At 28.8% G+C, this 23,650-nt stretch carries 17 protein-coding genes; 10 read left to right on the top strand and 7 right to left on the bottom strand.

Features of this window, described 5'->3' with window-relative positions; translation table 11 throughout:
- Positions 1–68 precede the first annotated feature (68 nt).
- Positions 69–1,505: a hypothetical protein gene (locus tag NOVO_08700; GenBank protein AIL66059.1), complete on the bottom strand. Its 1,437-nt coding sequence runs from the start codon at positions 1,503–1,505 to the stop codon at positions 69–71.
- A 206-nt stretch (positions 1,506–1,711) separates the two neighbouring features.
- Entirely contained in the window at positions 1,712–3,175 is a 1,464-nt protein-coding gene (locus tag NOVO_08695; GenBank protein AIL66058.1) for a hypothetical protein, read from the bottom strand.
- A gap of 353 nt (positions 3,176–3,528) precedes the next feature.
- Between NOVO_08695 and hisS the strand changes: the two genes are divergently transcribed.
- The gene (gene hisS / locus NOVO_08690) at positions 3,529–4,881 is read left to right on the top strand and encodes a Histidine--tRNA ligase (protein ID AIL66057.1); all 1,353 of its coding nucleotides are present in this window, start codon (positions 3,529–3,531) and stop codon (positions 4,879–4,881) included.
- A gap of 173 nt (positions 4,882–5,054) precedes the next feature.
- On the opposite strand, the gene rpoH is transcribed toward hisS, so the two are convergent.
- Positions 5,055–5,936 carry an RNA polymerase sigma-32 factor gene (gene rpoH / locus NOVO_08685; protein ID AIL66056.1) on the bottom strand — a complete coding sequence of 294 codons (882 nt, stop codon included), beginning with the start codon at positions 5,934–5,936 and terminating at the stop codon, positions 5,055–5,057.
- A gap of 343 nt (positions 5,937–6,279) precedes the next feature.
- On the opposite strand from rpoH, the gene ligA reads away from it, so the two are divergent.
- A complete protein-coding gene (gene ligA / locus NOVO_08680; GenBank protein AIL66055.1) occupies positions 6,280–8,421 on the top strand; it encodes a DNA ligase in 2,142 nt (713 codons plus the stop codon).
- Between the two features lie 397 nt (positions 8,422–8,818).
- On the opposite strand, the gene NOVO_08675 is transcribed toward ligA, so the two are convergent.
- Both NOVO_08675 and flhB read right to left on the bottom strand, forming a co-directional pair.
- Complete coding sequence (locus NOVO_08675; GenBank protein AIL66054.1) at positions 8,819–9,463, bottom strand: hypothetical protein; 645 nt, start codon at positions 9,461–9,463, stop codon at positions 8,819–8,821.
- A 395-nt stretch (positions 9,464–9,858) separates the two neighbouring features.
- The gene (flhB, locus tag NOVO_08670; GenBank protein ID AIL66053.1) at positions 9,859–10,941 is read right to left on the bottom strand and encodes a Flagellar biosynthetic protein flhB; all 1,083 of its coding nucleotides are present in this window, start codon (positions 10,939–10,941) and stop codon (positions 9,859–9,861) included.
- Positions 10,942–11,358: 417 nt separating this feature from the next.
- Between flhB and NOVO_08665 the strand changes: the two genes are divergently transcribed.
- Complete coding sequence (locus NOVO_08665) at positions 11,359–14,565, top strand: phosphoenolpyruvate carboxylase (protein ID AIL66052.1); 3,207 nt, start codon at positions 11,359–11,361, stop codon at positions 14,563–14,565.
- A gap of 311 nt (positions 14,566–14,876) precedes the next feature.
- Complete coding sequence (gene evgS, locus NOVO_08660) at positions 14,877–17,186, top strand: Sensor protein evgS precursor (GenBank protein AIL66051.1); 2,310 nt, start codon at positions 14,877–14,879, stop codon at positions 17,184–17,186.
- A 268-nt stretch (positions 17,187–17,454) separates the two neighbouring features.
- On the opposite strand, the gene NOVO_08655 is transcribed toward evgS, so the two are convergent.
- Positions 17,455–17,748 carry a YCII-related domain protein gene (locus NOVO_08655; protein ID AIL66050.1) on the bottom strand — a complete coding sequence of 98 codons (294 nt, stop codon included), beginning with the start codon at positions 17,746–17,748 and terminating at the stop codon, positions 17,455–17,457.
- A 296-nt stretch (positions 17,749–18,044) separates the two neighbouring features.
- Between NOVO_08655 and NOVO_08650 the strand changes: the two genes are divergently transcribed.
- From NOVO_08650 to NOVO_08635, 4 genes are all read left to right on the top strand, one after another.
- Entirely contained in the window at positions 18,045–18,413 is a 369-nt protein-coding gene (locus tag NOVO_08650; GenBank protein ID AIL66049.1) for a hypothetical protein, read from the top strand.
- A gap of 38 nt (positions 18,414–18,451) precedes the next feature.
- Positions 18,452–18,859, top strand: coding sequence for a hypothetical protein (locus NOVO_08645; GenBank protein ID AIL66048.1), 408 nt, complete (start codon positions 18,452–18,454; stop codon positions 18,857–18,859).
- Between the two features lie 66 nt (positions 18,860–18,925).
- The gene (locus tag NOVO_08640; GenBank protein ID AIL66047.1) at positions 18,926–19,321 is read left to right on the top strand and encodes a hypothetical protein; all 396 of its coding nucleotides are present in this window, start codon (positions 18,926–18,928) and stop codon (positions 19,319–19,321) included.
- 41 nt (positions 19,322–19,362) lie between these two features.
- Positions 19,363–19,758 (top strand): hypothetical protein, encoded by a 396-nt coding sequence (locus NOVO_08635; protein ID AIL66046.1) that lies wholly within the window; start codon positions 19,363–19,365, stop codon positions 19,756–19,758.
- 160 nt (positions 19,759–19,918) lie between these two features.
- Here the strand turns inward: NOVO_08635 and rlmH are convergent, their stop codons facing one another.
- Entirely contained in the window at positions 19,919–20,365 is a 447-nt protein-coding gene (rlmH, locus tag NOVO_08630) for a Ribosomal RNA large subunit methyltransferase H (GenBank protein ID AIL66045.1), read from the bottom strand.
- Positions 20,366–20,422: 57 nt separating this feature from the next.
- On the opposite strand from rlmH, the gene NOVO_08625 reads away from it, so the two are divergent.
- Positions 20,423–21,820: a DNA repair protein RadA gene (locus NOVO_08625; GenBank protein AIL66044.1), complete on the top strand. Its 1,398-nt coding sequence runs from the start codon at positions 20,423–20,425 to the stop codon at positions 21,818–21,820.
- Between the two features lie 401 nt (positions 21,821–22,221).
- Positions 22,222–23,622, top strand: coding sequence for a Nitronate monooxygenase (locus tag NOVO_08620; GenBank protein ID AIL66043.1), 1,401 nt, complete (start codon positions 22,222–22,224; stop codon positions 23,620–23,622).
- The last annotated feature ends 28 nt before the right edge of the window (positions 23,623–23,650 follow it).

Here is a 23,650-nt window from a genome sequence, read left to right as displayed (position 1 = left end):
TTCCTTATTTTTAATAAAAATATATATTAAAATTTATATAACTTAAGATGATTCATCCTACTAATTTATCAATAACGATAAGCTGAAGGTTTTTCAACTACCCTTTCATTATTAATTTTTTCCTCCCAGGATTGAGGCTGATTAGTGGTATGAGTAATTTCTTTTGCTTCTAATTTTGAAGGAATTGGTATCAATTGCTCTATAGCATTTACAGCCTTAATATAATATGCTAACAATTCCTCTACATCATAGGTATCTCGTTTTGTTCCGAATAAATTTAATTCTACTTCTTTTAGATTATGGTCTAGTAAATTGCTGGCAAGGATATTTACAACATCTAAATTATATCTTAGCCATTTTAAAATAGGTTCATTTAAATTTTTACAAGAATTTTTTTCTATGCATAAGGTATTAATTAAAATTTCTAGTATTAATGTAGAGCATTTTATATTTGAATCTTGCAATTCTTTATCAAATCTATGGTGAATATATGATTTAGCTTGCTGTAATAGATATTCAGTGATGTCTGTGATATTTGTTAATAATTTATATAAAAGTGTTTCATGTGTTTTAAATAATTCTTTCTTGCCTGTTTTGTATAATTCTGATATTTCTGCCCAGTAAGCTCCTGCTATTTTATACGATATCCAAAATTGTACTTTATTTAAGCCCAAATCTTGTATAGCTTTTTTTGCTTCATTATAAAATTTATGAGCCCCTGAATAATTATTCTCAAGTAACAGTTTATCTCCAATATCAAAATATTCATTTACTTTTGCTATCTTTTCTTTTGCCTCAGCTTCTTGATTACATCTTTCTAATCGTGCATTTAAAATCTTTTCTCTTTTAGCATATAGGTTAATTACTTCTAAAATTTTAAGAGGCGTATTTTGAGGAGAAGTTGTATAATATTCTAAAGTATGATTACCATATGTATTCATATAAAATTTTGATAAATTATTTTGAAGCTGTGCCATATCTAGCAATAAAGATAATACCGTTTTATATTCTAGATGGGCTAGTTCTGTAATATTAGGGTTTTTCATAATATAGTTAAAATTTTTACCAACTATTGAGATAGCGTCTTTTATAAATTCTCTAAATACTGGTAAAGGGAATGTTGTTGATGGAGTTCTTTTTATTAACGATAATGTATTATTATAAAATTTTATTCCATCACGTAGATTATAAAAAATTTCTTTATAAAGTTTTTGTATGGAAATTTGAGTATTCTCATCTTTTAAAAGGTGATTTTTGGATGCCTCATGGTATGCTTCTAACCCATCACTTAAGTTTTTATCTATATATTCTTGAGTAACACTAAATAATAAATCATAATATTTCACAGCAATTAAAGGAGTAACTTCTAAAGCTTCAGCTTTCATTATTTCTATAGCTTTATAGCGGTTAGAAGGGTCAGGTATGTTCTTTATAAAATTTAAAGCATCATATGATTGGTTTTTACGTATTTTATACTTAATTGTTTTTATTAACTCTTTTTCCATATTTCATAATCCAGTTGCTTATTTTTAATAATATATTAATAAGTTATTTTTTTATAATTTATTATGAAATTATAATATTTGTTATAAAATAACAATACGCTTTTTATATGATGCAAAATATTATAGCTTTTATATAATTAATTAAGGTGGAATATGTGTAGGTTTTGCTTTATTCTTAGCCTAGTCCCAAATACACCTTAATTTACTTATAAAGATAAACTAGCCATTTTTTCAGCTATTCTTTCATTACTAATTTTTTGCTCCCATGATGCTGACTTATCCTTTTGAGTGCTAGGTTCTTTTGTTTCAGATATTTTATTAGAGGACGTTATCTGATCTAAATAGGTTAATTTTTGGCTGTAATGAGCTAATAGTTCTTGAACATTATATGTAACTGAATTTGTTCCTAGTAAATCTAGCTGTATATCTTCTATATTATGTGCTACTAGGTTACTAAGAAGCTTATTTATAATACTTACATTATATGATAAATATTCTATAATAGGTTTATTGGATTTTTGAGAAAAATTTGTAGTTACAGAACACGTATTAATTAATGTTTCTAATGTTAATTTAGAATGTTTTATATAGAAGTCTTGCATTTCATAATCAAAATTATATTCTAAATACCAAGAATGTTCTTCTAAAAGGTAATTAGCAATTTCTTCAGCATTAATTAATAGATTATAAAAAGTTGCTTGCTGTTTTTCAAATAGATTATTTGATTTATTCTTTCCATGCATTTCATATAACTCAGAGAGTTGTGTATAACAATTTACTACTATTTTATATGATGACCAGAATATCCATCTATTTAAGTTCAATTCCTTGGCGATTTCTTTAGTTTGATGATATTGATCATAAGCTTCATTATATTTTTTTTGGAATAAGAGTTGGTCTCCTGAATCAAGACTATCCTTTATTAAGACAGTATCTTCTTGATAAGTTAATTCTCTTTCATGTATTAATAATCTTGTATTTATGACATTACTTCTTGAATTATTCAAGTTTATTATGTCCGAAATTGCCATAGGTTGATATACACACCTATAAGTTTCAAGATCAATTGTAGGATATTCTAAAGTGAGATTACCATGAGTTTTCATATAATGCTCTAACAAAGACTTCTGCACTTCCATTATGTTCCATGCAGAATCTAATATAGATTTATCTTGAAGATGCGCTAATTTTTTTATGTTTGGGGTATTTATTAAAAATCGATAACTTTCTTCAGTTTTTATTATACAATTTTTTATAAAATTATCAAATATAGGGAGTTGTAAGGTTGTATGTATAGTATTTTCTATTAGATCTAAGGCTTCTTTATATAATTCTACTGAATTATAAATATTATTAAAAATTTCTTTGTAACATTTTTCTAGCTCAGCAAGTAAGGATTTATTTTCTGTAAAATTATTTTGTAAGTTTTGGTTGGCTTTTTCTAAACTATGTTGGAAACTCTTATAAAGACGGATATGATTATCAGTAAATAAGAAATCATAATATTTTACTGCAATAAGAGAGGGAGAGCCTTTCGTTTGATGTTTAATTGTTTCTATCACCCTAGAGCGCATAGAAGAATCTGCTATTTTATTTATTAAGCTTAATGCTTGATTTTGCTGGTCTTGAAGTATTTCAGTTATAATCTCATTTATTAATTCTTTTTCCATAGTTTATCATCCAATTTTGTACTTATGATCAACCACACATATAAATTATATCCAAATTCAGAAGATAGTAATCCAGTAATATGGTCAAATTCATTAGATACCCCTTTACACTTTAGGCTATCAATAATATTAATATATATTAATATTATATTAATACATTATAGTATTTATTATGAAATTACAATCGCTTTTCTTACTGGCAGGAAAAATAAAAATTAACATATTAGTATAATAGATACATTATGCATATAATCATTGCTTATGTAGTAATTTTTATATAAGTTATTGCTTAAACAATTTAAAATTTGCTATGAGCAAAATTTAATTAAGAATGTATTTCACACTAGGTATTTATGGCAAAAATTAATAGTATTTCAGGTTTTCCTGAATTTCTTCCAAATGATCAAATTATTTTTAATAAAACTTTAGAATTAATTAAAAATTATTTCGAAAAAAGCGGATTTATGCCTTTGGATACACCAGCTGTAGAGCGTATTACAACTTTGACTGCTAAAGGAATTGAGAGTCATGAAATATATGGTATTTACAGATTAGCTGGCAATGAGGGGGATAATAAAAAAGATTTAGCCTTACGTTTTGATTTAACAGTACCTTTGGCACGTTATGTTGCGCAGCATTATGATAAGTTAATTTTCCCTTACAGGCGCTATCATATAGCTCCAGTGTGGAGAGGGGAGAGGGCTCAAGCTGGCCGTTATAGGCAGTTTTATCAATGTGATATAGATGTCATTGGCGATGGGGAATTATCTATTATCCATGATGCCGAATTACCTGTAATAATATTTCAAATATTTAAGGCCTTAAATATAGGGAAATTTACTATTCGTATTAATAATCGTAATATTCTGAGGGGATTATTATTTTCACTTAATTTAGAGAGTGGGGAGATTATTAAAGAGGTTTTGCGTATTATAGATAAGATTGAAAAAATTTCTACCAATAATTTTAAATCCGAACTTATTAAATTAGGATTATCCGAAAAAAAAATAGAATTTTTATTGGAATTTATTAATAAAAAACTATCTAATAGTGAGTGGATTAATTATCTAAAAACACCTAAAGTTAATGAAGAATTTTCAAAAGGAGTAGATGAACTTGAGCAAGTAATAGGATATATGCGCATTTTAGGTATAGAAGAAGAGTATTTTGCTATTGATCCAACTATAGCACGAGGATTAGATTATTATACTGGTACTATATATGAAACTAGATTAGAAGAATATCCAGAATTAGGTAGTATTTGTAGTGGAGGTAGGTATGCCAATTTGGCTGAAAATTTTACCAATAAGGAATTACCAGGAGTTGGGTTATCTATAGGAATTAGTAGGCTAATACCTAAATTAATTGAGGTGGGTATATTAGAAAATAAGGTGTCTACTGTAGCTCCAGTAATAATAACCACCCAAAATCAAAATAGAATAAAAGGTTATCTTGAGATAGCCTCATTATTACGTACTGCAGATATTTATACGGAAATATATTTGCAACCTAAGAATTTAGCTGCGCAAATGAAATATGCCGGAAAAAAAGGATTTTTATTGGCCGTTATAGCTGATGAGTTAGAACTAGATGAAAATAGGGTAGTAATAAGAAATTTATTAACAGGAATACAGGTCAGTACCTCAAAAAGTAATTTAGTCGAGAACATAAAAAATATGTTAAAAGAAATGCAAGTTAAGAATTAACATGATTTATCTATGTTTTAAGAGACTAATTTGTTTCTTTATGCCTAGTATTTCTTACCTTTTCATGTACTATTACTTTGGTCATTACCACTCTCGCTACTCCTATTCAGAAGACATTTATTCTCAAAATATTATAAATATAACTAGGGTTCTTAGCACCTAATGTTTAAACTCTATGATAAGGCGCTGTTACCTTGTAATGCTATTAGACCTCTAAGCTTTTCTAAAATCCTTACCTCGATTTGCCTTATTCTTTCTCTTGATATGTTATAATATTGACTTAATTCTTCAAGAGTAGCAGGTTCGTCTTTTAACCTGCGTTCTGTTAAAATATGCTTTTCTCGATCTGTTAATGTATTAATAGCATTTTGCAATAAATTTGATTGATAGTTATATTCCTGCTTGCTTACTAACATTTTTTCTTGATTGGCACGTGTTTCAGGCAATAAATCTATTAATTCGCTACTATCATCATACTCAGAAGCTAAAGCATTTAAAGATATATCATTGCCGGACATTCTTTTTTCCATTTCTTTTACTTCAGCTGTTGAGACCTGAAGCTCATTGGAAATCATGTTAATTTCTTGATCATCCAAACTCTTGGTTCCAATAGCTTGAATTTTCTTTTTTAATTTGTTTAAGTTAAAAAATAGCTTTTTTTGTGCTGAAGTAGTGCCTATCTTGACAAGAGACCAAGATTTTAATATATATTCTTGTATTGCGGCTTTAATCCACCATACCGCGTAGGTAGATAACCTAAAACCTAACTCGGGGTTAAATTTTTTAACCGCCTGCATCAACCCTATGTTACCTTCAGAAACTAATTCTATCATAGGTAACCCGTAATTTTTAAAAGACATAGCAACTTTGGCCACTAATTTTAAATGGCTAGTTACTAATTTATGTGCAGCACTTATATCCTGATGTTCAGTAAAGCGTTTTGCAAGCATATATTCTTCTTCTTCACCTAAAGAAGGAATTTTTCTAATTTCTTGTAAGTACCTTAAAAAACCTGTTTCACCATTTAAAACTGGTAGTGATAACATTGTTGACATTTTATTGCTCCCTTAAAGAAAAATATAGCTATAACATAATAAATATGATCTAATTATATATTTTCAAGTAAATGTACCAAAAAAATACACCTTTTTTATATTATATGCATAATATAATATTTATGCAAGTAAATTAACCTTTTGATAACATTTTTGTAATATTAGGAAACCTTCATTGCAGATTTATTAAAGATGTTTAGCATTTAAGCGTTAATTTTTTATAATATATCATATTATTTTGAATTTATCTAGGAATAAAAATCTAAAGATGGTTTATATTAAGAGTATAGACTATTTTTGTCTCACGTGTTATTAAAGTAATGTATTAACTTAAGTATACTATATGATGGAACAATTATCTTTAGATCAACAAATTTCAGCTCAAAGTAAATCTGTTGAATTATTAACCATAGTTGAGGCAACTCAAGAATTAGAACGTTTAGCAAAAGAAATATCCTATCATAGCACTCTTTATTTTCAATATAGTAACCCCAAAATTAGTGACGCTGAATATGATAAGCTAGTGAAGCGTAATAATGATATTGAAAAGCGTTTTCCAAATTTAATACGTGAAGATAGTCCATCTTTTAAAATTGGTGCGCTTGCTGCAGAAAATTTTGCTAAAATAACTCACACCAAACCAATGCTTTCTCTAAGTAATGGCTTTTCAGAAGAAGATATACAAGAATTTCTTGATAGGATCCATAAAAAGTTGCTATCTGATGTTGGTCAAGAAAATGAAAAACCTAATATTTCTTTAAATAGTTTTACTGAAATGATATGTGAACCTAAAATAGATGGAGTTTCATTCTCAGCTAAATTCCAAAATAAATCTCTTATCTATGGAGCAACACGTGGAGATGGATTTGTTGGAGAAGATATTACCGAAAACCTTAAAACTGTTATAGATTTTCCACATCATTTAGAAGGGGATGTACCAGAACTACTTGAAGTCAGAGGGGAAATATATATTGATCATCACACTTTTGCTATTATTAATAGTCAGCGTGCCAAAGAAGGTCTCCCTGTTTTTGCTAACCCTAGAAATGCTGCTTCTGGATCCCTCAGACAGCTAGACTCTACAATTACTGCTGCGCGTAAGCTAAAATATTTCGTTTATTCTTTGGCATATATAGATAATACAGCACCAAATAATCAATGGGATGCTCTTCAACTTTTAAAGAAATATGGATTTCAAATTAATCCTAAGCTTGCATTATGCAAAAATCTTGCAGAAATGATGGAATTCTATACCAATCTTTATAATATTAGAAGCTCTTTAAGCTATGATATAGATGGGGTGGTTTATAAGGTAAATAGCTTTAGCTTACAAGAAAAATTAGGTTTTATAGCACGCACTCCAAGATGGGCTATAGCTCATAAATTTCCAGCTGAACAAGCGAAAACAGTTATAAAGCAAATTACTATTCAAGTAGGAAGAACAGGTAGTTTAACGCCTGTAGCAGAATTAGTTCCTGTGAATATTGGAGGAGTGATGGTATCGCGTGCAACTCTGCATAATCGTGATGAGATCCAGCGGAAAGATATAAGAGAAAATGATACTGTAACCATTCAAAGAGCCGGTGATGTCATTCCTCAAATAATAGAGGTAGATAAAAATTTGCGTTCCAAAGATAGTGTAGCTTTTATTTTTCCAGAATTTTGTCCATCATGTAAAAGCAAAGTGATTAAGGAGGAAGGGGAAGCAGTAACACGCTGTGTTAATAGTTTATCCTGCGCTGATCAAGTGGTAGAACATTTATGCCATTTTGTATCAAGACATGCTTTTAATATTGAAGGACTTGGAGATAAACAAATAAAATTTTTCTATAAATTAGGAATAATTAAAGATCCCGCTGATATATTTTCGCTTGAGGAATACAATAATCATACAGAAAATCCTATCCATTTGATGTATGATTGGGGAGAAAAATCTGTTAAAAATCTATTTTCTGCTATAAATAAGGCCAAATATATTACTTTAGATAAATTTATATATAGCTTAGGAATTAGGCATACAGGAGAAACTACAGCAAAACTACTTGCTAGATATTACCAAAATTTTGATAACTGGTTTAGTAAAATGCTCATAATACAAGATGATTTCTCGGAAGAATTTATCGAACTTCTATCAATAAATGGGATAGGGAGTAAAACTGCCCATGCAATTTATACTTTTTTTCAGCAGGAAAATAATAGAATCATTGTAGAAAAACTATCTAAAATTGTAACTATCTTAGAACTTAAAACCCAAACAACTAAGTTATCAGGTAAAACTGTAGTATTTACTGGGAATCTTAAAGCTATGAGCCGTAATATTGCAAAAGAAAAAGCAGAACTTTTAGGCGCTAAAGTAACTAATACCATATCTTCAGCAACAGATTATTTAATAGCCGGAGAAAATTCTGGTAGTAAACTAGCAAAAGCAAGAGCTTCAGGTACTACTATATTAACTGAAGAAGACTGGTTAAAAATGATTGAGTAATATGTATATTAATTCATACGTTGATTTTTGTTATTCGTCAGCTTTTATCATTTGATCCTCTGATCCTCTTTTTATTTTCTTATTTTATTTTTTATATTTAAACTTAGTTGAAAAATATCAATAATCGTCTAAATATTTTTGCCAGTTTATTTCATTTAAAGACTTTCAGAATCCTATATAGCAAATTTAAATATTACTTTGTTGCTAACATAGCATTTCTACGCTTTGTCTCTTACTCATCGTAATGTTAAATTCCCTTTGCTCTTCATGCACTTAGTATCAAACTTAAACTATTTTGACTATAATTAATTTTTTAATAGAATGGTATAATTAGATTTTTCCCTACAGACATCAGTAGTGAGAACAGGTATTCAATTAAACTATAATCAGGTAATCTCTAATTTATAAATTTAAAAGTTTTAATAATTTTTCCCGTTAAATAATAATAACTTTCTAGAATTTTATCTGATATATCTTGAGGGTTTGGATTTGACATTCTATTACTACCTGCTTTAATTTGTTCAATTACAAAGCACTTATTATCGTGTACAGTACGGTAACTTAGGCCTTTAGCATATTGCATCATGCCAGCTTCTTCTATATTAAATACTTGAAAATTTACATTATTAATATTAAGCGAACTATTTGAAGGAGAGTTTTCAGTACTTAGAACACAATTTTTAACAGTATTGGGGTTATTGCTAATGCCAATTCTTACTTCTGTCCAAAAATATTTGGGATAAACATCTTCTGTATTATTTATTATTAATACTGGCACACTTACTATTGCTGTACCTGTACCTAAACTATATTCAGCATCATGTGACCATTTATCTGTTATATGAGAAGAAGTAAGAAATTCTGAGCTAGTATGTAAACTATCAGGGTAACTAAATTCGAATCCATACTCAGAGTTTTTATAGGTAGTCCAAGTCGATTTTACTAATTCTTCTGCATCTTGTAATAATTCCGATGCTTTTAATGGATTAGAAAAAGACAGTGGAAGAAAGATAATCACTAAGAATTTTAAAAATGTTTTCATATAACACTCTACTAAATTTTATCTACCATCTATGAGACTAGCTAATAGATACTTTGTTAACAGCCCATAGCAAATTCACTTGAACTCGGGACGCAGTTAATTCAAAGCTCTCCTACTATTTTTTCTACTCTTAGACAAAAAATGTAAGTAATGAACCGAAATTATACCATACCCAAAAAAGCGGGTATCTCATGAATCTTGAACATTACTAGATTACCGCTTTTGCGGTAATAACAAAAAAGAGTATATCTGATATATAGCCTCTCTTACAATTTTTTGTCTGGTAGTGTAATTCCCAAATACAACTTAGTTTACTATAACCTAGATTATACCATAAAATTATATTATAAAAAACCAATATCATCAATAGAAGAAAAATATATGCTAAGTCTCGGTTAATTATTTGGTGATTTACCTTTTAATTTATAAACATAACTTATAATTTCGGCTACTGCTTGATAATGTTCTACTGGTATATACTGATCTATTTCAACTACTGCATATAATGTTCTTGCAAGTGGAGGATTCTCAACGATAGGTACGTCATGTTTTTCTGCAATTTTACGTATTTGCATAGCCATATGATCTTTTCCCTTAGCTACAACTTTAGGAGCCTGCATAGTTAATATGTCATATTGTAATGCAATAGCAAAATGCTCTGGGTTTGTAATAATAACATCCGCTGTCTTTACTGCTTTCATCATCAATTTACGAGCCCGTTCCATTCTAATTTTTTTAAGTCTACTTTTAACTTCTGGACTTCCTTCGCTCTTCTTATATTCATCTTTTAGTTCTTGTTTAGACATACGCATATTTTTATAGAATTCATGGCGTTGATATAAATAATCAAATAAAGCTACAAATAGCATGAAAATACATATACCTATCATCATTTTTATAATTAAAAATAATAAAAATGATATAATGTATATTATACTGTAATCATGTAAAATACTTAATTTTATAAGATATTTTTTGATTGAAAAAAAACAAATTAAAGTTAATAAAATTAATTTGATCACTGACTTAAATAACTCAGCTAAACTTCTAAAAGAAAATAACTTATTAAACCCTGTAATAAGAGATATATTAGATAATTTAGGCATAATTTTTTCTGTAGCAAGGGGTAGTCTACCTTGGTTTTGAATAAAAGATGAAAATATAGAAGTGACTACAATTAATAATAAAGGAATTATTAAGACGAGGGATAAATCTTTTAATACTTTTATTAAAACATGTCCTAAATTATTTTTATCCAAAGGAATTTGGTAAGAATTTTCTATATATAGAGAAAAATTAGTTTTAGCGATACTTCCAATTATAGGAGAAAACCAAGCAATAATCATGGTAAAGATAATTAGAATCAGGAAATGAGTTACTTCACGCGAACTTAGTATTTGTCCTTTTTGAAATGCTTCCTTTAGACGTTGTTCCGTAGGTTCCTCAGTTTTTTGTGAAGGATCTTCTTGATCACTCATCTACACATCCTAATTATGTCCTTTGCTATAAAATGATATAGTAAAAATATTTGAATTTGAGTACGGTGTTACTCGTTATTCCTTGTATCAAGAGTCAATTGCTTTCACTATAGATATCTATTATTAATGCACTCTTCGTTATAAATTGCAAACCTTATATGTATGCTACTGTTAATAAAATCTTTATTAGCAGTATTTTGATCTAATTTTATCTAAAAATACTTTGTTAATAATCCCATATAGCAAATAAATTTTATAACAGGGGAAAGTATAAACGATTTTTTAACTATTTCTTTTATATGCTTACAAACATATAATTATTATTAATGTTAATAGGATATATATGAAAACTGCAAATATTAAGGATTTGTATTCAGTAAAGAAAAAACACTTATTGGAATATTAGATAGTTATGTAATGAATGAAGCAAATAAATTAGGATTTACTACTAAGGAATTATATGAAAAATATCATAAATTATCTAATTTTAATGAAAAAACTAGAATGCTAGATTCTTTATTAAATAATCAGGATCCAAATTTAGAAAAACTCTTACATTATATAGCAAATAGAATACAGTTAGCTGCAAGAAAGCCTATTATAAAAAGGCAAAAAAATTACACTCAGCATAATGAAGAATTTAATACAAGTGATGATATATCAACTGCTCAAACAATAGCTGCAACTATTTTTGACACTATTAAAAATCTAGCTGATCAACATATGCCCTTAGATAATTTACTTGATAACCTAAAAAATATACATGTAGGATTGATTTTTACTGAACATCCTACTGATCCTTTATCGAAACATGCTAATCATGCTTTATCCAATATTAATAATAATACAACAAAAGCTGATTTAGAAAAATATATTGGAGAATTGTGGCATAATCCTTTAACCCCTTCAAACAAAAGATCGGTTATGGAAGAGATAGATCGTGATTTGATAATGCTACAAAAAGTATTTAATGTTTATCCACAGTTCATAAAACGCCTTAGAGAAGCAATAAAAACTTATTATCCTACAGCTTCAAGAGAGCAGCTTGTAATTTTAGATAATATTATGGCTGCAAAATTAGGAAATAACTTTTTGCAAGGTGGAGGTTGGGCAGGTTTTGATGCAGATGGTAACGATGAAGTGACGCCAGACCGTACTTTATATGCTTTATTAAAAAGAAGAACAACATCAATGGAGCAATATATTATATATATTAAAGATAATATTTTAATTTATTTAGATACAGTTAAAGATCATATCATAATTGAAGAATATAATAACCTAATCAATTCTATAAAAGATAAAAAGCTAAATTTAGAACAACAAATAAACAAGCTAGAATCTCATATTCAGGGTGTGAGTAATGATATAGAGCATTTTGAAGCGGTAAGTGAAATAGAACAAGAATGTAAAGATTATTATTTAACCAGTGAGTTATTGTTAACTACTTTAGATAGAATAAATAACAAGCACAGTATTTTACAAAACAATAAATCATATCAGGATTCTATATATGTTTTCACTGGATTAGTGAATAATTTTGGCATGGGTATGGGCCGCGCAGATATTAGGCAAAAATCTTATACCAATCTAAGAGCTATAACAGTAATTTTAGAAGATCTAAAATTAAATCAAGATGTTTCTAATTCTATTATTTTTACCCAATTTCTAAAAGAAAAAACATTTGTTGAATTAGAAGAAAAAGAAAAAATCTGTTTATTAGAAGAATTATTAAATAATTCTACAAACAGTAATTCAATTTTGAATCTAATACAGTATAAATTTCAAACAGGATATTATTTAAAAGATGAGGAGTCATATGCATATCTAAAAAAGAAAAAATCCTTTCCAAGTGATAGTAAAATTCCTTTAAATCAAGAAGTACATCGTGAATTATGGAGAAATAATATCAGTTGTAATAATGATCAAATAATTCAGAAGAGCATTATATCTAATACAGAACATTGTTCGGATTTGTTTATTCAGGATTTTTTACTTAATATTTTTAACTATAATAATAAAATTGTTACTATGCCTTTAATTGAATCTATGAAAGATTTAGAACATAGCGAAACCATTATACATGAATATATACTATATAAAATTGAAAATTTCTTTATAAAAACTATAAAGGCTGAAATAAAACAATATGGTAAAAGTAAATTGCAAGAGTTATTAGCTATTCCCGATATTAGTGGTATTAAAAGTTTACTTAAAGAAGGACCTAACTATTTTGTAGAACGTCGCAGAGCAAATCCTGAATTAGATCAATATCTTAAACAAATTAGGATTGAGAGCATGGTAGGATTTAGTGATTCTGAACGTGAATCTGGTACCTCTGCACTCCATTCAGTAGATAAATCTATACAATTGCAACGTGCTTTAGCTGACAAATATGGAATTCAATATAATTATTTTGGAGGAGCAGGAGGTGATATTGAAAGAGGAGGGGAGAGTAGAAATTGCCAGGAGCAAACCTTTCAAGGTAATGTTAAACGTAATTTAGCCTCTACAGAAAATGATTTATTATGGAAATTGGAAAAACAATTTAGTACAGGTTGCAAAGAATTGATATTTAAAGAAATTTTTGAAGAGAGTATGTATATTTTGTTAGAAAAATATAAAGATCTTTCTTCTAAGGCATATGAATTTCTATATGATATTGGCCATGGATATGGTAAACTTACTGCAGTATTATATGGTATAGGTGCACATAATACCATAGTTGATGCTAGTAATTTTTCTTCTCGAGCAACTATTTTGGGTAATAAATCCAATGTATCTTTTATGCCTTTGCCTAAATTACGTGCTATTACTAAGGTTCAAGACGATGAATTATCTAGGCATTATTTAGGATTAAATGTAGGCCCTGATATTGCAATGAAAGAATTAGGTACAGAAGATTTTATTAAATTATATAGAAATTCGTCTACACAAAGAGATATTATAGTAAAAACTGCTATTGGGATTGCTTTAACAGATTGGTCTATAGTATGGTTAAATTTTCCAAAAGAACTAAGGCCATATAACAATGACGGAACTCTTGATAAATTACGTTTAGCTAGTATGGCTTGGCAATCTCAAGAAGATTTAAAACTTTTAAAAAATCTTGAGGTAGAAAATATTATAAAAAAACATGATTATAAGGACCCAGAATATCGCCAGATTATTTCAATGGTGGCAAATTTAAACGCTATGTTACACCAGAATAATCTAGAATTTGCAGAAAATTTATTTAATACTCTAAAGCAAATTTATCCTGGGTATCAGGCTTCTGAAACATTAAAAAAATCAACTGATATACTGTTTTTTATGCCTGAGTTAAAAAAATATTATGATTTGCTATTATCCGAAATAGAGCCAATTTCAATTTTGACTAATTTAATAAGCTTAAATACGCAAGTATATGCTAAACATATATCAGAATTATTTGGTGATAATTCATCAAAAATTGTAGGTAATATTGCTGCTGCTTTTGAAGCATTTCGTATAGATCCAGTTTATCACTCTGATCCATTATATTTTGACCATCAAGAGCCAATAACTAACTTATCTAAGAAGTATGAAAATCGTTATATTAAGCAATCTCTTACCAATATTCAGGTAGAAAGCTCTATGCAATAAAAATATAAAAATTGCATTTCAAATATATAATTTATATTATAAAAACTTGAAAATTAGGAAAACGTTATTTAATAATGTTTTCCTAAGCAATTTTAAAATGTATTATCTAATTTACATTTAGTCATTATACTACTATATACTCAGATAGTAAAAGATAGTTGAATCTTTTAGTAGAAACTTATTAAATAATAAGTTATTTAATAATATGTAATATATATTTTACTGCTAAAACCTTTTTAAAAGAGAAAATAGTGCTAAAAATTAGATCTATATATAAACAATATCTGTTTTTCGTATTTATAGCACCATTAATGATTTTATTATTATCTTTTGTGGTTGGTTGGTTTCATTATAGTTCAATACAGCAAGATAAGCTAGCTCATTATAACGAAGACCAAGTCAGAATTAGTAATTTTATAGAAAGAAATTTTTATTATATATCGCATTTTTGCTTTTTAGCTGGTAAAAAAATACAAAAACTTCCATCAATATCTCCTAAAGAAGTGGCTACAATTTTGTATGATACCTTTGCATCTACAAGCGTATTACTTGAGGTAATAAATTTAAGTATATTTGATTTTACTACTTCCAATGGCCTAATTATTGCCAATTCCACTGGCACCACTTTTGATCCTCCACTGATTATTAACGAACATAATAGATCATGGATGAAAACAGCTCCAGAGCATCCATGGACGCTAGTATTTTCTAGTCCAGATGCGCCCATTAGTAATGTTGATCCTGTAAAAACTTATAGTATTATTCCTGTAGGTTATGGTATTACGAATGAACAAAACAAATTTATTGGTACTATTTCTTTGGGAATTAATATTGCTCAATTAACACATGACATTATTGAAACCATTGATAGCGATACAAGTTTTTTATTATTAACTGATGATTTTAAAATAGTTGCCTCATCTTCATTTTATATTCAGGATGTAAATAACGAATTAGCAATCAATGATAGCTATTTAACTTCTATTCAGGATTTATCTTTTGGCTTATTGCCTAAACCTATTGAATATAGAAATGAAGTTTTTGATTATTACAGCAAAATAAAAGATTATCCTTATATCATTTTACTTGGTAGAAGCAAAGTTATCGTAAACCAGGAATTTAATCATATAGTATTGCCTGAAATGCTAAAAACTATAGTAATATGCTGCTTTTTGTTAGCACTTTTATATTTTTTTAGTACACAAATAGTTAATCCTATTATGATTTTGTCTGAAAAAGCACGTTTAATTTCTACAGGTCATTTGAATATTACATTACCTAAACCTAATAGCATTGAAACAGCTCATGTAGTAGATACTTTAGAATTAATGAAGTCTACTTTAAAACAAGAGCAAAAATTAAAGCTTGAAGTTTTGGAGGCAAACGCAGAAGTACAAAAGATAAATGCTGAACTTGAACACAAAATTGAAGAGCGTACGGCACAATTAACAAAAGCACTTGCTGCAAAAACAGAATTTTTAAATAATATTAGCCATGAGGTAAGAACGCCAATACAAGGTATTACTGCTTTATCACAAGGTTTATCAAGCCATTGGGATAATTTTAGTGATGAGGAAAAATATAACTTAGCTTGTAAAGTGACAGAAAATGCAGAACGTCTTTTTAATTTAATTGGTCACATATTAGATGTTTCAAAGTTTTTTTCTAATAAAGTTACATTAGCTTGGCAAGTGGTTGATTTAGTACCTTTAATTAATGATATAATATATGAGTTTCATGCAATTTATTTATTTGATAAGAAAATAACAATTAGTTTTAGTAGTAATGTAAAACTAGCTATAGCTATTGTTGATAAAGAATATATTATACAAGTTTTTAGGAATTTGTTAGCCAATGCTTTAAAATTTACGGAATTTGGAAAAATTAATATTAAATTAAAAGAAACTGTACTATCTAGTAATAATGGTATTACACTTAAAGCTTTTCAATGTTCTATACAAGATAGTGGTATTGGTATACCAGATGAAGAACTAGCAAGTATTTTTGAACCCTTTGTCCAAAGTTCTAGAACTAAAACTTCTGCTGGAGGCACAGGACTTGGACTGACAGTATCTAAAGCTATAATTCAAGCACATGATGGTGTGATGTGGGCCGAAAACAATAAAGATAGAGGTGTTACTTTTTCTTTTATTATACCAACTAATCAAGATAAAATTTCTAATTTAAAATCTATAAATAATGAAGAAATTTTAGAGGATGAACATTTACAAAACTATCCGATGAATATATTAATTATTGATGATGAAGAAGTATGTTTAATGAGCATGAAAATCATATTACATAATAGTAATTATAATATTACTACAATTGATAAAGGGTTGGATGCTTTAATTTATCTTGAGTCTCATTCTAACGAAGTAGATTTAATATTACTTGATTTGATGATGCCTGATATTAGTGGTCTTGAAATAATATATAAAATTAAAAACAATCCCAAATTGTGTAATATACCTATTTTATTACAAACAGGTGTAAACGATGATACTGAAATTAAAAAGGCTTTTACAGCCGGTATTGTCGACTGTATACAAAAGCCCTATCAAAGAAAAGACATATTAAATAGCTTGAAGAAAATTTTATTATTAAAACATTATTCTTGAGTTAATCTAATTTAATTTAAGATATGCAAAAACATTTGAGTTTGTGTACGTATAACTTATTGTTTACTTAGATTTATCCGGTCTGTATATTTTCTGTGATTATTCCCATACAGGCGGAATCTAGTAATGTTCCAGCTCATTAGATACCCGTTTACACGGGTATGACCTAATTTCTTACTCATTACTTACATTTTTTGTCCGCAAGTAAGAATAATTGTAGGGATTACTCTCTCTAGTTTCTATTAATGATTAACATTTTTGTTATATGCTATAATTTCTCTTTAATACTATCAAATACATGATTAAATCTTCTTGGGATAAATTCAATAACCTCATAGGTAGCTGCTTTTTCTTTAATAAAAGGGTCTTGCTGAATAATTTTTTCTAATTCTTTTTTATTAGAACCAATTGCTATGATTATTCCTCCAATTCGAGGATTTTTGGCACCAGAAATTAAAAACTGACCCGAATTATAATACTGCTCTAGAAATTCTTTATGAGCTTCAAAAAGTTGATCAATTACTTCAAGTGGTTTTATGTAGGTTAAATTAATTATAAACATGTAAACCTTTTAAATTTTATAATTACTTACTAAAATATGGATAATAAAAATGTAAATAGCATAAAAATAAGCTCTTGCAAATAGGGTTTATACTTTTGAATAACAGGCATTCAAGAGTGTCTACTATGATGCTTGCATTTCCAGTATAAAAATCCTTACAAAATAATTATATATAGTAAGCGTAATAAATATATTTAATTAACTTATTAACTATTTTTTTAATAAAAAATTAACTATTTTACTAATAAGATTGATAATAGTTATCACTGAACTTTGAGTATAGAAGGAGAGATGAGATGGCTACAATTCAAACTATATTAAATCAAGTTATACATTGTAACGGTAAGCATTATACTATTACAACAGATGATTATCCAGTACATCTACAAAGAAACTTAAATCATCATATACAAGAAGTGAGATCAGATCAATTTACTGAGCCAGTGCCAGGCGTTTATATGGGCTTTAAAATAGAGACCAATCATGGTGTGTTAGTAGTAAATTCAACTAAAGTTCCGTGCCATGAAGACTTCTATCTTATTAATATATATCCACGCTTTAAATTAGAAAGTATTGTAGATGATCTTACTCCTTTTTTTCCTGAACATGTAAAGTGTATGAATTTATGTTTTGCCGGAGTAACTAATGAAAGCAATGATATTTGAATCCATATAATCAAACAAAATAAACAGGAGCTATTAGGATGGCTATAATGCGTGAAGCATATAAGCAAATAATGGATCGAATTATATATTGTAATGGTCATTATTATACTGTGAGAACAGATCATTATCCAGCAAATATGCAAGAATATTTAGATAAGCACATACAAGAGGTGAGAGAAGGTAAGTATGTTGATCCAGAACCAAGTAGTTATACAGGTTTTAAAATAAGTACCTCTTCTGGAACATTAGTAGTAAATTCAACAGAGGTTTCTTGTCCTGAAAATCTATATCTTATTAATGTATATTCACGTTTTCAAATAGAACATGTAATTACTAATAGCACTAATGCTTTTTTTCCTGAACACATTAAGTGTATGAATTTATGCTTTGCAGGAGTAACTAATGAAAATACTGAGATTAACATTGCTTTTTTCATTAGATTTTAATTATATCACTACTTATTTATTAATAAAAATAGAGGTGGTAAATGAAATTTAAGAGGAGCTATTATCATGTCCATAATACCAGCATATACATATCGGTTAAGAAGTAAAGTTATAGAATGTAATGGTGAGGAATACATTATTCTTAAGGGTAGTTATCCCAAGAATATAAGAGAAGATATAGATAATTTTAGAGCAGAACTCAGAGCAGGTCACTTTATTGAACCAAAACCTAATGGTTATATGGGCTTTAAAGTAAGTACCCATGCTGGTACATTAGTAGTAAATTCAACAGATATTACGTGCCCTCAAAATTTACATCTTATTGATATATATTCGCGTTCTAAGCTAGAAAAAGCAGTTCTTCACGATGATACTATTCTGTTTTTTCCTGAAAATGTGAAATGTATGAACGTATGTTTTTCAGGAATAATCATGGAAAGCAATGATATTGAAGCTGCATAATATTTTGCTAACTAACTCAACAATTAAAAGGAGATATTATCATGTCTGTAATACCAACACAATCAACCCAGTTAACCAATAAAGTTATCCATTGTCATGGCAAGAATTATACTCTTAATATAAGCAATTATTCAGTAAATCTAAAAACGTCATTAGATAAGCATATGGAAGAAATCACTACAGGTGATTATGATTCTTTCCAACCTAAAGGTGGTTATCCTGGATTTAAAATAGTTACAAACTCTGGTCTAACAATATTAAATTCCACTCATGTTCCTTGTCCTGAAGATTTACATCTTATGAATGTATATCCACGCTCTACAATGGAAACTATTTTTGTGGATGATATTAATACTTTTTTTCCTCCAAATGTTCATTGTATAAATATGTGTTTTGTAGGTACAACTACCACAAGCCATGATATTAATAATGGGTAATATTTAATGCATCTCAGAAAAACTTTAATTTTCTAAGATCCATAGTTAAAGTATTTGAGCATTACACAAGGAGTGAGCAATCAAAGCTTAGAGAAAGCAGGAGAATGACGAACGACGCTGTTCAAGTGCCAAGTACTTTGACTATAATATAGTCTTTCTATCATTTTTTATGATAAGGATGATTAGAATTGATAGTATAACTTCTATAAATTTGTTCTATTAAAAATACTCGTGCCATAATGTGGGTAAGGGTCATTTTACTTAGAGAAATTATATGATCTGCTTCATCCATAACCTGTTTACTATGACCATAAGCACCACCTATAATAAAGGCCAATTTACTTTCTTGTAGTTGAATATTAGTAATAAATTTTGCAAATTCATTACTAGAAAACATTTGTCCCTTTTCATCTAGGACAATTTTTTTATAATTTTTATCTATGGATTTAAGTAATAACTCACCTTCTTTAGTTACATTATTCGTATTTTTTACTTCGAACTCTTTGATAGTAACATTCCATGGAATACGTGTAATATATTCCTTTATAATATTATATTCTGCAGAGTTTTTGGACAATTTTCCTATTGCTGAAATAATAATTCTCATGTAACTTGATAATCATCTAGTATAAATTTTAGGATTCTAGTATTTATATATAATATTATGATGTTAAGCAAGAATATTAATAAAACCTCTTTACAGTTTGTATGTAATGAATGTGGAGCAATTGCAAAGAAATGGATTGGAAAATGCATAGATTGTGGTGCATGGAATAGTCTAGTTGAAGAGGTAGCGCCAGCTCGTAATACTAAAACGGCTAATATTGCTCCCAACGCTCTATTATTAAATAGTTTAAGTAGCAAAGAAGACATAGAAGTCTCAAAAATTAAAAGTAAAATTGTAGAACTTGATCGAGTACTCGGGGGAGGAATAGTGAGGGGATCTACTATATTAATTGGTGGAGAACCTGGTATAGGTAAGTCTACATTGCTGTTACAACTTGCGGCACAGCTTTCATTGGAAGGTACAAAATCCATATATATTTCAGGCGAAGAATCAGTTGAACAAATTAGATTAAGAGCAAAAAGGTTAGAACTTGCAAACTCCCCATTGCATGTGTTATCTGCGACTAATGCTACTGAAATTGTTCATACCTTAAATAAGCTGGATAATATAGAATTAGTTATTATAGATTCAATACAAACGATGTATATTGAGGAATTTACCTCCAACCCTGGTACGGTATCTCAAATTAGATCTACAGCTCATGAGTTTATAACCTTAGCAAAAAAATTAGATATAGTTATCGTATTCGTTGGTCATATTACTAAAGAAGGCAGTTTGGCAGGACCTAAAGTTTTAGAACATATGGTAGATGTAGTATTATATTTTGAAGGAGATCAAGGACATAATTTTCGTATTATTCGTGCCACAAAAAATCGCTTTGGAGGCGTTAAAGAAATAGGAATTTTTGAAATGGCTGAGGTTGGTTTAATAGAGGTAACCAATCCTTCATCTTTGTTTTTATCAAATATGGATGGAAATATTAGTGGTTCATCAGTTTTGGCTGCAATTGAAGGTACTAGAGCTTTAATGGTGGAAGTGCAAGCACTTATTTCTTCTTCTACTATGGTTATGCCACGAAGAGCTGTAGTAGGATGGGATATTAACCGTATGGCTATGCTTATTGCAGTATTACAAGTTAGATATGGTTTAAATTTAAGCGATAAAGAAGTATATCTTAATATAGTAGGGGGGTTAAAAATATTAGAACCAGCTGCAGATTTAGCTATTGCTGCAACATTAATTTCAGCTGCCACAAATATTATATTACCAGAAAAAACGATTATATTTGGAGAAATAGGCTTAGGAGGGGAGGTGCGTAACGTGAGCTATCCAGATATTAGGTTAAAAGAAGCTATAAAGCTCGGTTTTAAAAATGTTATTATGCCTAAAGGCACAAAAATTAATCAAAATTTTAAGCAAGAAATAAATATTTATGATATTACACACGTTAAGCAGCTAAAAAGCTTGTTTAGTAGTAATTTTAAGAGCCAGTAATAAAAAAAAAGGAAGCGCAGGAATGGTAGCTTGGGAAGCGATAAAAAGAAAATAGTATAATAGATTGTTGCTAATTTTAAATGGAAAATGGTATTATATATTTTGATACATTTTACATAAACTACAAAATTATTTGAGTAGTTTGTCAATTTTCGTTGTATTTATAATATTACTGATTATATTGTAAATATTATTTTTATAAGTTGTAGGAAAGAGCGTTTATATACCATAATAGCAAAGGCAATTTAAATAATACTAGGAGTAAGGAGAGAAGCGTAGAAATACTACGTGAGCGACGAATAACAAAGTAATATTTAAATTGCCTTTGCTATATTTTAAAATTTAGGTATATAACTTTAGACTATTGTTTTAACTCGTAATATGTATAAGATAATCTAGATATGGCTATTAATTTAAAACCAGTAATATTATCTGGAAAAGAGCTACTACCAATTATTGAAGGTGGTAAAGGTATAGGTGCAAGTAATGGACATAGTTCAGGTGCATTTGCTGCAAGTAATGCAATAGGCACATTTTCTGGTGTTAATGCATGTTCATATGATCAAGATGGTAACGTTATTCCAGTAGTATATCATGGTAAAACTAGGAAAGATAAACATGATGAATTGATAGCATATGGTATTCAAGGTGGTATTACACAAGCACGTATTGCTCGTGATATAGGTGGTTCATCAGGCTGCATACATATGAATATATTGTGGGAAATGGGCGGTGCAGAGCAGATTCTACATGGTGTGCTTGAAGGTGCAAAAGGATTGATCAATGGTATTACTTGTGGAGCTGGAATGCCATATCGCTTAGCAGAAATAGCGGCTAAGTATCAGGTATATTATTATCCCATTATTTCATCTATGAGAGCGTTTAGAGCTTTATGGAAAAGATCATATGAAAAATTTTCTTCTTTACTTGGTGCGGTAGTATATGAAGATCCTTGGCTTGCAGGTGGTCACAATGGTTTATCTAATAATGAGGATCCAGAAAAACCTCAAGATCCATACCCAAGGATAGTAGAATTACGTAAATTTATGAATGAGGTTGGATTAAATAATGTCCCGATAGTTATGGCTGGAGGGGTGTGGTATTTACGGGATATGAATAGCTGGCTTGATAATAAAGACGTAGGGCCTATAGCTTTTCAATTTGGTACAAGACCAATTTTAACTAAGGAAAGTCCAGTGCCAGAGGCATGGAAAAAGAAGCTTTTAACTTTAAAAGAGGGTGATATTTTTCTTAATAGATTTAGTCCTACAGGATTTTATTCATCTGCAGTACGCAATAATTTTATCCAAGAATTACAAGAACGTAATGAACGTCAGATAGAATATGTCACTACAGAAGATGATATGTATAATGCTAGCTTAGCGCTTGGACCAAGAGGGCGTCCTGTATATGTACGTTTGGATGATAAGATTAAAGCAGAGAAGTGGATGAATAATGGCTATACTGAAGCTATGAAAACTCCAAATTCAACTCTTATTTTTGTTACAGCTGCAAAGTCGGATGAAATATTAAGAGATCAAATTGATTGTATGGGATGTCTTAGTGCTTGTAAGTTCAGTAATTGGGCTGATCATGGTGATTATAATACTGGCAAAAGGGCTGATCCTAGAAGTTTTTGTATACAAAAAACTTTACAAGAAATAATTTTAAATGGTGATGTAGAAAATCAACTGATGTTTTCTGGTCATAATGCGTATAAATTTGCTACAGATCCATTTTACAAAAATGGCTTTGTTCCTACAGTCAAGCAATTGGTTGATCGTATTGTAACTGGCGATTAATTGAATTTGTATTGTAAATAATGTATAT

It is taken from the genome of Rickettsiales bacterium Ac37b, assembly GCA_000746585.2.
Taxonomy (GTDB): domain Bacteria; phylum Pseudomonadota; class Alphaproteobacteria; order Rickettsiales; family Arcanibacteraceae; genus Ac37b.
Note: the sequence above shows the minus strand (reverse complement) of the source record. Positions and strands in the feature narration are given on the sequence as shown.